Origin of the sequence: Sphingobacterium shayense (assembly GCF_013179575.1) — a bacterium.
Lineage (GTDB): Bacteria > Bacteroidota > Bacteroidia > Sphingobacteriales > Sphingobacteriaceae > Sphingobacterium > Sphingobacterium shayense.
Map to the genome: position 1 here is coordinate 1 of NZ_JABMCQ010000106.1, position 14,010 is coordinate 14,010.

Consider the following 14,010-nt stretch of genomic DNA (forward strand, 5'->3'; position numbering starts at 1 on the left):
TATTTGCTTATAGCCCTATCCAAGTGTCTCTCGCCCCAGGTTTAGGAACTCATGGTTTTTTTAACTCTCAGATAGTTAACAATTTTTCTTTGAATCTGATAGGTGGCTCCACTGCGGGGGTGAAAGGTGTAGAGTTGGCAGGAGGGTTGAGTGTTAATCAATTCGATATGGAAGGCACACAAGTGTCTGGCATTTTGAACGTGGTGGGGGGCCACGTTAATGGATTTCAGATGGCGGGAGCAGGTAACGTGGTAGTTCGTAATTTGAAAGGAGTACAAGTTGCCGGTGGCTGGAACTCAGTTGACACGGTTAAGCGAGGATTTCAAATTGCTGGTGGCATCAATAAAGCCAATAACGTAAATGGGGTTCAGGTAGCCGGTGTCGGGAATGTTTCGCAGGATGCTGCACATGTTCAAATTGCGGGAGGATTTAATAAAGCAAAGCATGCGCACGGAATTCAAGTGGCTGGCCTCACAAATATTTCTTTTGGCAGCGTGCACAGCCAAGTTGCGGGGGGAGTAAATATCGCAAAGAACGTTAGAGGATTTCAACTTGCGGGGTTACTTAATATAGCCGATAGTAGCGATTATCCCATAGCATTGCTGAGCTTAATTAAGAACGGTCAGAAAAATTTGTCGTTACAGTTTGATGAGAGCAATTTGACCAGTCTACAATTCCGTTCAGGTGGACGTGTCCTTTACAGTATTATTGGTTTAGGTGTGTATGCGGATGACCCTGATTATTCGTATGCTGCTGAATTTGGTCTTGGCGCAAAAATAATTGACAGAAATAAATTTGGATTTGCAGTCGAGATTATACAGCGTAATAATTTTGATAATGATTTTCGTTTCCATAGTACCAACCGAGTAGCATTTAGAGCTGTTCCTTCTTACAAAATAACACCTCATTGGAGTCTTTTTGCAGCTCCAGCCTTTGTATATCAACAAGCAGCGACCTCTGGAGCTGAATCGAAGATTTATTGGAACATATGGGGAGGGAGTCGCGACAAAAACACGCTACATGGAGGTGGAACTGTAGGGGTGACGTATTCTTTTTAGAAAATTGTGCCTTACATTTTGGAGTATTGGACAGATCGATCAAAATTGGAAAAAAATAAGAAGGTCGTCCTTAAACTGAAATGTTAATGCTTTTTGTGAAGCTAATTTAGTGGATAAACGACTGGAAATAACGAGGGAAGAGCTAGTCTTTTTGCCATTATTTAGGCGATCGGAATCACTATCAATGTGAAGTTTATAAAACTTTTATACCGTTAATTGGGTTTGGTTAAATGTATGGTTAACTACTTTATTGATAAGGGCAGCACATTTGGTGCCACCGAATCTAGAAAACGGAAAAATAAATGGATAAACTAATCGTCGGTCTTAAAAATTTTTTCACTGTATTGAAAAACACAGGGATAGGATTTACGCAAGAAGATAGCTTAAAGTATAGTGCATCTTTGGCATATTATACAGTGTTCTCATTAGGACCAATCTTGGTACTCATGATATCTTTAGCAGGAATATTTTTGGGCGAGGAGGCAATTCGAGGGAAGGTTGTTGTCGAATTAAGTGGTATAGTAGGTCCGACCGCAGCACGACAGGTTCAGGAGATAATCAAGAACCTTTCCCTTTCTGGGAAATCTAATCTAGCATTAATTGTCAGCGGAATAACACTTCTGTTAGGCGCGACAACGGTTTTTGGTGACATTCAAAATTCGATTAACAAGATTTGGCGTGTACGATCTAAAGCGAAAAAGGGCTGGCTGAAAATCCTTAAAGACCGTTTACTCTCTTCTTCATTGGTGATTGGGCTTGGTTTTCTATTGGTAGTGACCCTGATAATTAACGGTGTTGTTCTGGCGCTGACTGAGCGCTTACAGCGATATTTTCAAGATACGACCGTTTTTTTATTCAATTCTATAAATTTCGTACTTTCTTTTTTTATTATTTTTATCCTGTTTTCGGTAATATTCAGGACTTTACCAGATGTAAAGATTGAGTGGCGAACGGTGCGATCGGGAGCTTTGTTTACCAGTTTTCTTTTTGTAATCGGACGTTTCTTGATTGGAATCTATATTGAGTTTTCGGATGCGGAATCGACATATGGAGCGGCGAGTTCGATAGTACTAATCCTTTTATGGGTATATTATACCGCCGCCATATTATACCTAGGAGCCATCTTTACACGTGAATACGCTGTGTTTTATGGAATCCCTATCGAGCCTTCCGAGTTTGCAGTGCACGTCGAGGTAAGAGAGGTTGAGCGTGAAGTTGCGAAAATTCCAACTGAAGAATTGACAGTAACTGAAAAGACTGCGGGGAGAATTAACAGAGATGCGGCGAGATGAGGGGATAGATAATTTTGATCTGCCATTATTTGACATAAAAAAGGACACATCAATGGATGTGTCCTTTTTTATTTATTTTTTTTACGTCTCTACTTTGCAGGAGCAGATGTTGCAGCTGGGTTAGCAGGAGGAGTTGCATTTGCTGCGATTCCTAATTTTGATTTCACATCAGCAGAAATATCTTCACCGCCATCGAAATAGATAACGCTACCGTTAGAAATATCTAAAACGTAAGCATAGCCTTTTTCTTTCGCTACAGCGTTTATTGCAGTCATTACTTTTACTTGGATTGGAGAAAGTAATTCTTGTTGTTTTTTACCTAACTCCTCTTGAGCAGCACGTTGTTGTTCTTGGATACGGGTTTCAATGGCTTGAAGCTCTTGTCCCAAAGTTTGAAGTTCTGCGTCTACCGTTTCTTTATTTGCTTCACTACGACTTCTTACTTTATCGTTCGCAGCGGTTTGTTTCTTTTGAAACTCTGCATACATACCTTGTAGTTCTTGAGTCTTTGTATCATTTAAAGTTTTCAATTGATCATTTGCGGTTTTAAACTCAGGGGTCAATTGAAAGATTTCATCTGCATTAACGTGTCCGATTTTTTGTTGTGCGTTAACATTCTGAACGCCTAATAACACCACTGCCGCTAAAGCTGCACTTCTAAATAGATTTTTCATTCTTTTCATTTTAAACTTTTTGTATCGTTCTGCTTTGTAAATGATACTGTATTTTTTATAATAAATATTACTTTAATTAATTAGACAATTATAATCAAAAAAATTAGTTTGCCAAGCTTGGATTCGGTTTATACCCTAATTTTGTAATGATATCATTGCTTTTGTCAAGTTTAGGATTTGCAAATAAGAAAGTTGCTTCCGTACCTTTATCCATAATGAGATCTATGCCTTGGGCGTTAGCGACCTCTTTGATTGCAGTTGTAACCCGATCTTGAATAGGTTGAATTAAACGCGTACGTTCTTTGTATAATTCACCTTCAAATCCAAATTTTTGACGCTGAAATTCTTTTACTTCTTTTTCTTTATTAACGATTTCATCCTCACGGCGTTTACGCATATCATCGTTTAGCAATACTTGGTCATTTTGATATGCTTTATATAATGTTTCAATCGTAGCGTATTGTTTATCGACTTCCTGTTGCCAAGTGGTCGATAGATCATCGAGTTGTTTTTGAGCAGTAACATATTCAGGGATATGCTTTAAGATCAACTCAGAATCAACGTATGCTATCGATTGTGCCTTAACAGCACTGAACGATGCTGTTAAAAAAAGTGCGATGATAAATATTATCTTTTTCATGTATGTTAATTTTTCTTTGAACATTTTACTGCAACGTTTCTTAAGACTATTCACTAGCGAATAATGTGCCTTAAATTGGCGTGCTTCTCTCCATTTTTCTTAAGAAACGTTAAATCCTTTTAAATAGCTACTTTTCCTCCTCTATTTTTTAGGACGTCGTTGCATCAAAATGGTTTAAAAGCCGCCCATATTTTGTAATATACTAAATGTAAAATTCTGTTTCCATGCACTTGATTGGAGTCCAGGAATAGGGTCGAATGCATGTCCGTAGTCGATTCCTAACATACCGAAAATTGGAAGGAAGATACGTGCACCGACACCCGCCGAACGACGCATTTTTAAAGGGTTTACTTCACTGAATTTATTCCATGTATTTCCCGCCTCGGCAAACGCTAGCACGAAAACCGTCGCTTGATCATTAAGCATCACTGGATGTCTAAGTTCCAATTGATATTTTGCATATATCGGACTACCCGAGTTAATGGCGATGTTTTCTTGATTGTTACCTGTCGATTCGGGGATGATAGTTCCGTTCGCATAACCACGCATTGCGATGATTTCTGATCCTTGCAGGAAGTCGAACCCTTGCATACCGTCGCCACCTAGCTTGAAACGTTCAAAAGTAGATGTTGGGGTTCTGTTCGTATAGTTTCCTAGATAACCGAATTGTGCTTGGGTTTTTAATACCAGTTTACCTGCAACTTTAGCATACCACTGAGCATCTAATTTCCATTTGTGGTATTCTGTCCATTTGTATTTAACATTATCTTCCGCTGTCTCGTAATTGATATTATTCCATGATGAATAAGGAGGAGTTAATTGCACACTGAACTTTATGTTTGATCCAGAAGTTGGATAAATAGGTGCATCAATAGTGTTCCGGCTTATCTCTTGTGTTAAGTTAATGTTATACGCGGTTCCATCGGAGAAAAGGAAGTAGTTTCCATAATTCTGTAACTTATAGCGTTGAAAGGATAACGAGGTGTTTATTTGGAAATACGGATCCGGCCATTGCAATCGTTTACCTAAAGTCGCTGTTACACCGGTCATCCAAATACGATTCAACTCTGAATCTTTAACCATTTGTTCGCCTGTGTAATAATTAAATCCACCGTACGAAGAATTGGAGGTATATGCACTCAGTCCAAAGTAGATCGGTTTCTTACCTCCTAACCAAGGTTCAGAAAATGAAAAACTATATGACTGATAACGTTTTCCCGATGTTTGTCCACGGATGCTTAGTTTCTGACCATCACCACGAGGGAGTGGCTTCCATGCATCTTTCTTAAAAAGGTTACTTGTAGAAAAGTTATTAAAAGTAAGTCCTAATGTACCAATGACTTGCCCCGCGCCATAGCCCCCTGAAAGCTCAACTTGATCGGAAGGCTTTTCAACAACGGTATATTCTAAATCTGTTGTCCCTTCCTCGTAATTTAAATTGGTCGGTACTGGATTTATTTTTTGTTCGTCGAACATCCCTAGTTGAGAGATTTCTCGTACACTACGCATAAGCATTTCACGGGAAAATTTTTGACCAGGTTTAGTATAGATTGAACGAAGAACCACACGATCATTGGTAACGTCATTACCTTTTACGATAACATTGTTAATCGTGAATTGTTTTCCTTCACTAAGTACGATTTCTAAGTCTACTGTGTCGCTGTATATACGTTTGATGATCGGTTGTACATTGAATGTTAGATATCCGTCATTTTGATATAATGCGCTAATGTCATCACTATTCCGACTAGGACCCGATAATTTAGTAGTCAGTTTCTCTTCACTGTAGATATTACCTTTTTCTATACCTAAGATAATATTTAGTACCGAGTCTGTGTATTTCGAATTACCTGACCATTCAATGTTTCCAACATAGTACTTAGGTCCTTCGTATAAATCTACAAATATATCGACTTCGTTGTTGTCGTAGCGTACCACGCTGTCGCTTAGAATCTGCGCATCACGATAACCTTTATCTTGCATTTTGGCGATCAGGTTTTCTTTAGCTTCTTTATATTTATCTTCTTTGAATTTCCCAGGACCGAATATCCGGAACCAACGACGGGGTTTAACACCTTTTAGGTATTTTCGGAGTTGTTTGTTAGAGAATGCTTCGTTGCCTTTAAAGTGTACACCATGTACTTTGATTTTTTTCTTTTTATCAACGTCAACGATGACAATTTCGTTGTTTGTTTGGGCAGTATCTTTCTCTGTACGAATTTTAATCTCGGGATATAAATAAGATTTTTCACGAAGAAACTTTTCAATAGTCGCTTGCGTCGTTTTAATAAGGTTTTCGTTTACTATTTTACCGGCGCTCGTGTTTAAGCGTTTATGGATTTCTTCCGATTCAGTTTTCTTTAGACCGTGAATATCAATACGCGTAAGACGAGGTCGCTCTCGAACTCGTATTTCGAGGTAGATGTTTTCGTTCTCAATACGTTCTGCATAAAGTTGAACGTCATCAAATAAGTTTTGTGACATTAATGTTTTAACAACATTCGCCGTAGCCTCACTTGGCACTTCAATATATTGTCCTACTACTAACTTCGAAATCGTAACCAATACGTCTCCGTCCAAATATTCCGCTCCAGAGACGCGGACTCCCGCAATTACGTAGTCCTTTGGTTCTAAGTAGCTTATTTCGTTTGGATTATTTAAGTTAATAGGATTATTCCCTTGTATTTGAGCAAATAATTCTTGTCCGCCAAATAGTATGGTAAATGTTATTAAGTATAATATGCGCTTCATTTAATCTATTTTCTCGGTGCTAAAGTACACGAATCTCTTGTTAATTTTTGTTAAAAGAACATAATTAATAGCCAGGCATTTAATTAGGCTTTTAATTGATGCAGCAAAGGTAAATAAATATTACAATTGTTCGCTTGTTTTCCCGAATCTTCTTTCTCTGTTTTGGTAGTTATAAATGGCTTCAAAAAGGTCTTCGCGTTTGAATTCTGGCCACATTTTTTCAAGAAAACATAATTCGGTGTAAGCCATCTGAAAGAGTAGGTAGTTGCTGATTCTCTGTTCGCCGCTTGTGCGGATCATTAAATCTGGATCAGGCATACCTTGCGTATATAAATGGTTACCGAACACAGTCTCATCTATCTCTTTAATGTCTAGTTGTCCAGAAGCAACTTTTTGCGCAATAGCTTTGGTTGCATCGACCAGCTCAGCCCTCGACCCATAACTTAGAGCAAGGGTCAAGACACATTTGCTGTTTGTTTTTGTAAGCTCTATGGTATCTGTTAGTGTTTTTTGGCATTTGTCAGGGAGGTCACTAATATTTCCGATTGTTCTCAACTGCACGCCATTATCCATGAACGTCTTCGTTTCTTTCGCTAATGTATTTACCAGTAATTCCATAAGAGCTCGTACTTCAAGCTTAGGTCTGTTCCAGTTTTCAGAAGAGAAGGCGTATAACGTTAGGTATTTTACACCGATTTCTACACACCCCTCCATCGCCTCACGTACTGCTGATACGCCATTTTGGTGGCCGAATATGCGGAGTTTTCCTATTCCCTTTGCCCATCTGCCATTGCCATCCATAATGATTGCAATATGTTGCGGCAAATTATCTTTCTTTAGTTTTTCTTTGAAACTCATTTTCTAGAACACATTAGTATTTTCAATAGTCAGCGATACTTAGCTGACTAGTATCTTCTCCTTTTCTTCGCGCCGAGGGGCATTTTTTAACAATGCTCTTTCTTTAGCGCTCGCCCATTATATTGCGGAATTTTGAGAAGCATTTATTTCTAACCTCGGTTGTTTATTCCTGATTTTGTATCGTTTGCACACCATTAATAAGACTATGGGAAAGTGCAATTTGGAATTAGGAACCACGATCAAGGCTTCTTTTATCAGGTAAATATAATTGTTTTAGGGCAATATGATTAATACAAAATTTAATCAAACTAGTAATTACGTACATCTAACCCCCATAACAGTTTCTCTCGTAACGTAGTAAAATAGCTGTCTGATCGTAAACGAATCAAATGTATTTGAAAAGGAGCTCGTTGTAAACGTAATTTGGTAATTGTATCAAGCGTTTCCGTTTTAGAGTCACAGCTCAACACATATTTATCTGTCCGGCTTTCAATCTCTAGTTCAAGTACGCTGTTTGCGGAGATGATGAGTGGACGCACATTGAGGTTATGGGGAGAAATTGGCGTAATAACAAAGTTACCGCTTCCTGGCATGATAATCGGCCCGCCGCAGCTTAACGAGTAGGCTGTCGATCCCGTGGGTGTGGCTATTATAATCCCGTCCGCCCAATATGAGTTTAACAATTCACCATCTAAAGTTGCGTTAATTGTGATCATTGAAGACGTATCGTGTCTAAACACGGTGATGTCATTTAACGCATAATTTTCGTTTCCAAATATTGATTTACTGTTCCCTTTTACCTCGATGAGGTCTCGTGCTTGTAACGTATAATTTCCTGCAAATATATCATCGAGCGCTTGAATCATCTCTGTTTTGTTAATAGAGGCAAGGAACCCAAGACGACCAAAATTTATCCCTGCGATTGGAATGCCTGAATCGCGTACCTGTGAAACGGCAGACAACATCGTTCCATCTCCGCCTAAACTAAGTAAAAACATGATGTCCGTGGGTAAATCCTCATGGGTATGGTACAGTAGGAAATCGAATGTACAGTCGTATTGCTGTTTGAGGAAATCAAAGAAATCAGAGTGGATATATACGAGAATGTCCTTATTCGTTAAATAAGCGAAGAGCTGCTCGACATAGGGAACGACCGATGCATTAAATGCTCTTCCATATATCGCTATAGATTTTTTGTGCATGCTTAGGTGTTTTGACAATTCTAAGGCAAAGATGCTAAAAAAAGAGTGAGTTGCTATAAATTAAGGTAATTCATTAAGATATCATACCGCTCTTTTATATCAGAATCCTGACTTCCATCATTGAACGTAGCTTTTACCACATAATCGAAACGCCATAGCGAGGCCACGAGGGTCGAGATATTTTGTTTGTCAACTTTAATTGTCATTTCGACTTTCGTGGTATCAGGAATGTCACGTACGGCAGAGTTCAATATACGGACATTCTCCGATTCAAAAATATGTGCAATATGTGAAAAGGAAACATCATTTTTACCAAGCTCCAATACTATTATTGCTCCGGGATTTTGGTTGCCTAATGTACTGTTGAGTGCCGTTATTAGATTTTGAAGTGTAACAACACCCAAATACACGTTATCTTTATTTAAAACGGGGAGAATTTGCAGTTGGTGGGCACTCATATATTGTAGAGCGTCGTAAATGTGTTGATATTCATATAAATATAGGAATCGAAGAGATACGGTGAGTGAACTAATAAGCTTCCTCTCGTCGCTCGCCCCCAAAAGATCATCCTCAGTGATTATGCCAATAAAATCAGTTTTATCGACGACGACAAGTTGATTGGTGTGAACTTCATTCATCTTCTCCAGCCCGGAGGATATCGTCTCCGAAGATCTGACGTCAAAATAATTCTGTTCAAGGATTCTACCTATATACATGTTCAGCAGTTTGGTGTATCGATTAAAAACCTAAAAGCGTATAAAACATTATTCAATTTTTAATTATAGCTAATTTAAAAAGAATAATACAGTATACAAGGATCGTGATGTAAATATGTTTTTACAACCAATAATAATATATTTTATTAATTTTACGTTGATTTTGTCGATTAATGACTAGTACTTAAAAAAACAAATGGTTGAAGAAGAAGGACAGATAAAGTTTATTCAAGTAAGAGAGGTTATTCATAAGAAAAGTCCCCAACTCGCCAAATGGATTCCTAAGCCGATCGTAAGTTATTTGGAACGGGTATTACACGAAGATGATATTAATTATATCATGACTAAGTTTAAAGATTTATATGGTCTAGACTTCGTCGATGCGCTTATTGAAGAGCTTGGAATTAACGTTGTATTGGAGGGAGTTGAGAATATCCCATTGGATGAAAATACTATTTTTGCGTCAAACCATCCTTTGGGAGGACTCGATGGTATAGCGATTATGCATGCTATTGGTCGATATCGCCGTGATGTAAAGTTCTTGGTAAACGATATTTTGATGAATATTCGAAACTTAGAGCCTCTTTTTATACCTGTTAATAAAGTAGGCAATCAAGCAAAAAGTGGGATAGTTGCGATCGATAATGCATATGCTTCGGACAACGCTTTGCTTATATTTCCTGCAGGACTTGTGTCTCGGAAATTGAGGGGGGGGATTCGCGATTTAGAATGGAAGAAGAGCTTTATAAGTAAAGCAAAAAAATATAAACGGGATATCGTACCTGTTTATATTGAAGGAAAAAATTCTAATTTTTTCTATAATTTAGCTAGGATAAGACAGAAGATCGGGCTCAAAGTAAATTTGGAGATGTTATATTTGCCGGATGAGATGTTTGCACAACGTAATCAGACGGTAACAATTCGTATTGGAGAACGTATTGATTACAGCTATTTGGACAAATCGAAAAGCGAACGCGAATGGGCCGCTGAACTGCGATCCATAGTTTATAAAATGGGAGATAACAAATAATATATGCAAGAAATTATTGCACCAATAGAAAGAAGTTTAATTAAGGCCGAACTGACTAAAGAGGCTTTTGTTCGCTATACAAATAATGGTAATAATGAGGTGTACTTGATAAACTTTCATCAAGCACCTAACATAATGACAGAAATTGGGAGGCTGCGTGAACTGACTTTTCGTGGCGCAGGAGGAGGTACCGGTTTGCCTTATGATATCGATGAGAATGATACCTGTACGCATAATTATGATCAATTAATCGCGTGGAATCCAGAGGATGAAGAAATTATAGCTGGTTACCGCGTTATTAAATGCAGAGAAGCGGTAGATCAAGACGGAAGCTTTTACCTTTCTACAGCGCACTATTTTGATTTTTCAGACCGATTCAAGAAAGATTTTCTTCCATATACGTTGGAACTGGGACGCTCTTGGGTTCAACCACGCTATCAACCTGCTATCGATAATCGAAAAGGACTATTTTCCTTGGATAATTTATGGGATGGGCTAGGTGCGCTGGTTATGATATTTCCCGATATTAAGTATTTATTTGGAAAGGTGACGATGTATCCTCACTATAATGCTTCGGCGCGAGACCTTTTGATTCTTTTTATGGAACATTATTTTCCTGATCAGCAAAAATTGGTTACCCCATTTGCACATTTGAATATCGGCTATAAAACAGATATATCAATGTTTCAAGGTATTTTTGATGGTATGGAGTATAAAGAAGGTTATAAAGTTCTTAATACGAAAGTGCGTGAACTCGGCGAAAATATACCACCACTAATAAACACGTATATGAATCTTTCACCTTCAATGCGAACGTTTGGAACAGCGATGAACGATGAGTTTGGCGAAGTGGAGGAAACAGGTATCATGATTACGCTAGATGATATCTATCCAGCTAAAAAGGAACGGCATATGGTTACTTTTGAACGGGATAAACACTATGGCAAACGTCCGCAGAAATAATTGCACCACGATTTTATAGAAAACCCGTTTATGCCCAAGGTGTTTAACTAAGTTTTGCTCCGAGGTATAAGCGGGTTTTATTTTTATCCTTTTTTCGGTTGATAATAAATTGAGCCGTCACGAATTCCGCAACATTTGAATATGTGGAATATTGTCTTCTAGATATTCTCCACTTGTTTTTTGAAATCCTAATTCTTGATAAAATTTTTGTAAGTACAACTGGGCACTGATTCGTATCGGTTGCGGTTCGACCTCTGGGCTTAAAAAAGATATAGCACGATGCATCAAGTCTTTCCCTAAACCAAATTTTCGAAAGTCTTTGTGGACTAACACCCTGCCGATTGAACTTTCTTTATAAGAGATACTAGGTGGTATTAAACGAGCGTAGGCAACAAGGGTGTCTTGGTGCCAGCCCATTAAATGATTTGATACAAGGTCCTTGTTGTCGCAATCGCGATAGAAGCAATTTTGTTCAAGCATGAAAACATCAATACGCAATTGAATTATTTGATATAATTCTAATGTATCAAGCGTGTCAAACGTTTTAATTTCCCATCTGGTTTGCATTTTATGAAATTAGCTTAATAGTGATTTCACGACTTCAGATATTGTTCGTCCATCCGCTTGTCCAGCAAGCTTTTGGTTTGCACTTCCCATTACTTTACCCATATCTTTCACCGACGTGGCGTTGAGTTCTGTAATAATATCTTTGATAATTTTCTCGATAGAAGCTTTATCTAATTGTTTGGGGAGATATTGCTCAATTACTTCTTGCTCTTCGATTTCGATTTGGTATAAGTCATCCCTGTTTTGGGTTTTGTAAATTTCTGCAGATTCTTTGCGTTGTTTAACCAATTTTTGTAGAACTTTTATTTCGCCATCTTCAGTTAATTCTTCGCTTGCTCCTTTTTCAGTTTTAGCGAGAAGTACCGCTGCTTTGATTGCGCGAAGTCCACGAAGACGCGCATTGTCTTTAGCAATCATCGCAGCTTTAATATCTTGGTTTATTGTTTGTTCTAATGACATTATATTGAAAATTAAAGATTAAAAAAAAATTATAGTCTATTTATTGGGTTCTCGTTTAACGATCGTGCCGGTTGCTTGTGCTGTCGGCATCACGAGTAGATCGTTGATGTTTACGTGTTTTGGGCGAGAAAGTACAAATGAAATTATTTCTGCAATATCAGTCCCTGAAAGTGGGATGAGCCCCTTGTAAACTCCTTTAGCCCGCTCTTTATCCCCTTTGAAACGTACTTCTGAAAATTCCGTTTCGACCATTCCGGGATCAATTGACGTAACTCTAATCCCTTCCTGAAGCAGGTCTATACGCATCGCCTTGGTTAATGCATCAACAGCGTGCTTGGTGGCACAATATACATTACCGTTGGGATATACTTCTTTACCAGCGATCGATCCTAAATTAATGATGTGTGCATTATCGCTATTGCCCATCATAGGAATTACCGTTCTGCTCACATATAATAATCCCTTTACGTTGGTGTCGATCATTCTGTCCCAGTCTCCGATATCGCCGTTTTGAATGCCTTCCAAACCTTGGCTTAATCCTGCGTTATTAATGAGAACATCAATTTCTCGCCACTCCGTGGGTAAGCTTGATAAGGACCGTTCGACCTGAGGAAAATCTCTTACGTCTAGTTCAAAACAATACACCTCGCAATGAGGGTTGATTTCATACAGGATCTTTCTGATTTCCAATAATCTGGACATACGTCGTGCGCAGAGTAGAAGCCGATAGGTTTTCTCTTTCGCTAAAGTTTTTGCACAAGCTTCTCCAATTCCTGAGCTTGCTCCTGTAATAAATACTGTTCTCATTTTTTTGGTAATTAAAGTCGTATTGTGAGTTCTTCTGATCGTGAGGAATTTTTTTTCTATTGAAGACGTACAATCGACACCATAAATAATAATTGCAATTGTACTGTAAATACTATTTTATGCATTCGTAGATGGAACAGAATCCAAATGTTTGTGGTCGAACGAGCGTGCTTTTAAAACCAACCTTTGATGTGATTGCGGCAAATCGTTCTCCATCGGGGAAATTTGCAACGGATTCAGGAAGGTAAGAATAGGCGCTTGAGTCTTTTGAAATTAGTTTACCTAATGCAGGAGTAAATTTATGGAAATAAAAATGATAGAACTGTTTAATAGGGAATTTTGAAGGATTTGATAATTCTAAGATGACCGCTTTTCCTCCAGGTTTTAAGACGCGGTGGATATCCGCGAGTCCTTGTTCCAAGTTCTCAAAATTACGTACACCGAAAGCAACCGTAACAGCGTCAAATGTGTCGTCAGAAAAATTTAGTTTTTCCGAATCACCTAATTGAACTTCAATGCGGTCTTGCAATCCTTTTTTTGCAATTTTCTCTTTAGCTACATTCAACATGCCTGATGAGATGTCTACTCCAATAATTTTTTTTGGATTTAAAATACGTAACGATTCGATTGCAAAATCACCGGTACCCGTCGCAACATCAAGTATAAGTTCGGGCTGGATGCTTTTTAACGATTTGATTGCTTTTTTACGCCAAATGGTGTCTATTCCCATCGTCATTAAACGATTTAATACATCGTAGGTTTTAGATATATTGTTAAACATATCAGCGACTTGTTCTTTTTTGCCACCTTCCTTAGTTTTATAAGGTTTTATCGTTGAAGTATCGTTTACCATACAACAAAGATACAACATTGGAGATCACCAAAAAAGAATTTAAATGGTAAATATTTTTCTATAAATACGTATAAGTATTTGGCTACTAGGGTGAAGGGTTGAGTCAATCGGATTTTTTCTTTAGATTCATGCTTTATTTT

13 protein-coding genes and 1 pseudogene are annotated in these 14,010 nt (G+C 38.1%); 4 read left to right on the forward strand and 10 right to left on the reverse strand.

All coding sequences use genetic code 11. The annotated features are described in order from the left end of the window. Both HP439_RS12535 and HP439_RS12540 read left to right on the forward strand, forming a co-directional pair. A pseudogene (locus tag HP439_RS12535) lies at positions 1 to 1,058 on the forward strand (hypothetical protein); the annotation flags it as partial. Between the two features lie 302 nt (positions 1,059 to 1,360). Continuing rightward, positions 1,361 to 2,350: a YihY/virulence factor BrkB family protein gene (locus tag HP439_RS12540; RefSeq protein WP_172390685.1), complete on the forward strand. Its 990-nt coding sequence runs from the start codon at positions 1,361 to 1,363 to the stop codon at positions 2,348 to 2,350. Between the two features lie 89 nt (positions 2,351 to 2,439). Here the strand turns inward: HP439_RS12540 and HP439_RS12545 are convergent, their stop codons facing one another. The 6 genes from HP439_RS12545 to HP439_RS12570 form a co-directional block, all read right to left on the reverse strand. Beyond that, on the reverse strand, positions 2,440 to 3,033 hold the full coding sequence (locus HP439_RS12545; protein WP_246229350.1) for an OmpH/Skp family outer membrane protein: 594 nt from the start codon (positions 3,031 to 3,033) through the stop codon (positions 2,440 to 2,442). A 94-nt stretch (positions 3,034 to 3,127) separates the two neighbouring features. Next, positions 3,128 to 3,664, reverse strand: a complete 537-nt coding sequence (locus HP439_RS12550; RefSeq protein WP_172390686.1) for an OmpH/Skp family outer membrane protein — start codon at positions 3,662 to 3,664, stop codon at positions 3,128 to 3,130. A gap of 174 nt (positions 3,665 to 3,838) precedes the next feature. Then, positions 3,839 to 6,415, reverse strand: coding sequence for an outer membrane protein assembly factor BamA (bamA, locus tag HP439_RS12555; RefSeq protein WP_172390687.1), 2,577 nt, complete (start codon positions 6,413 to 6,415; stop codon positions 3,839 to 3,841). Positions 6,416 to 6,535: 120 nt separating this feature from the next. Further along, positions 6,536 to 7,273, reverse strand: a complete 738-nt coding sequence (uppS, locus tag HP439_RS12560; RefSeq protein WP_172390688.1) for an undecaprenyl pyrophosphate synthase — start codon at positions 7,271 to 7,273, stop codon at positions 6,536 to 6,538. 308 nt (positions 7,274 to 7,581) lie between these two features. Then, entirely contained in the window at positions 7,582 to 8,475 is an 894-nt protein-coding gene (locus tag HP439_RS12565; RefSeq protein WP_172390689.1) for an NAD kinase, read from the reverse strand. A 53-nt stretch (positions 8,476 to 8,528) separates the two neighbouring features. Continuing rightward, on the reverse strand, positions 8,529 to 9,191 hold the full coding sequence (locus tag HP439_RS12570; protein ID WP_172390690.1) for a CBS domain-containing protein: 663 nt from the start codon (positions 9,189 to 9,191) through the stop codon (positions 8,529 to 8,531). A gap of 196 nt (positions 9,192 to 9,387) precedes the next feature. Between HP439_RS12570 and glsA the strand changes: the two genes are divergently transcribed. Together glsA and glsB are read left to right on the forward strand one after the other, a co-directional pair. Beyond that, positions 9,388 to 10,221 carry a lyso-glycine lipid O-acyltransferase GlsA gene (glsA, locus tag HP439_RS12575; RefSeq protein WP_172390691.1) on the forward strand — a complete coding sequence of 278 codons (834 nt, stop codon included), beginning with the start codon at positions 9,388 to 9,390 and terminating at the stop codon, positions 10,219 to 10,221. A gap of 3 nt (positions 10,222 to 10,224) precedes the next feature. After that, entirely contained in the window at positions 10,225 to 11,184 is a 960-nt protein-coding gene (gene glsB, locus HP439_RS12580) for a glycine N(alpha)-acyltransferase GlsB (RefSeq protein WP_172390692.1), read from the forward strand. Between the two features lie 117 nt (positions 11,185 to 11,301). Here the strand turns inward: glsB and HP439_RS12585 are convergent, their stop codons facing one another. The 4 genes from HP439_RS12585 to ubiE all read right to left on the reverse strand — a co-directional run bounded on the left by HP439_RS12585 (position 11,302) and on the right by ubiE (position 13,870). Next, positions 11,302 to 11,751, reverse strand: a complete 450-nt coding sequence (locus tag HP439_RS12585) for a GNAT family N-acetyltransferase (RefSeq protein ID WP_172390693.1) — start codon at positions 11,749 to 11,751, stop codon at positions 11,302 to 11,304. Positions 11,752 to 11,760: 9 nt separating this feature from the next. Then, positions 11,761 to 12,210 (reverse strand): GatB/YqeY domain-containing protein, encoded by a 450-nt coding sequence (locus HP439_RS12590; protein WP_172390694.1) that lies wholly within the window; start codon positions 12,208 to 12,210, stop codon positions 11,761 to 11,763. A 36-nt stretch (positions 12,211 to 12,246) separates the two neighbouring features. Further along, a complete protein-coding gene (locus HP439_RS12595) occupies positions 12,247 to 13,017 on the reverse strand; it encodes an SDR family NAD(P)-dependent oxidoreductase (protein WP_172390695.1) in 771 nt (256 codons plus the stop codon). 112 nt (positions 13,018 to 13,129) lie between these two features. Continuing rightward, on the reverse strand, positions 13,130 to 13,870 hold the full coding sequence (gene ubiE / locus HP439_RS12600) for a bifunctional demethylmenaquinone methyltransferase/2-methoxy-6-polyprenyl-1,4-benzoquinol methylase UbiE (protein ID WP_172390696.1): 741 nt from the start codon (positions 13,868 to 13,870) through the stop codon (positions 13,130 to 13,132). Positions 13,871 to 14,010: the final 140 nt, after the last annotated feature.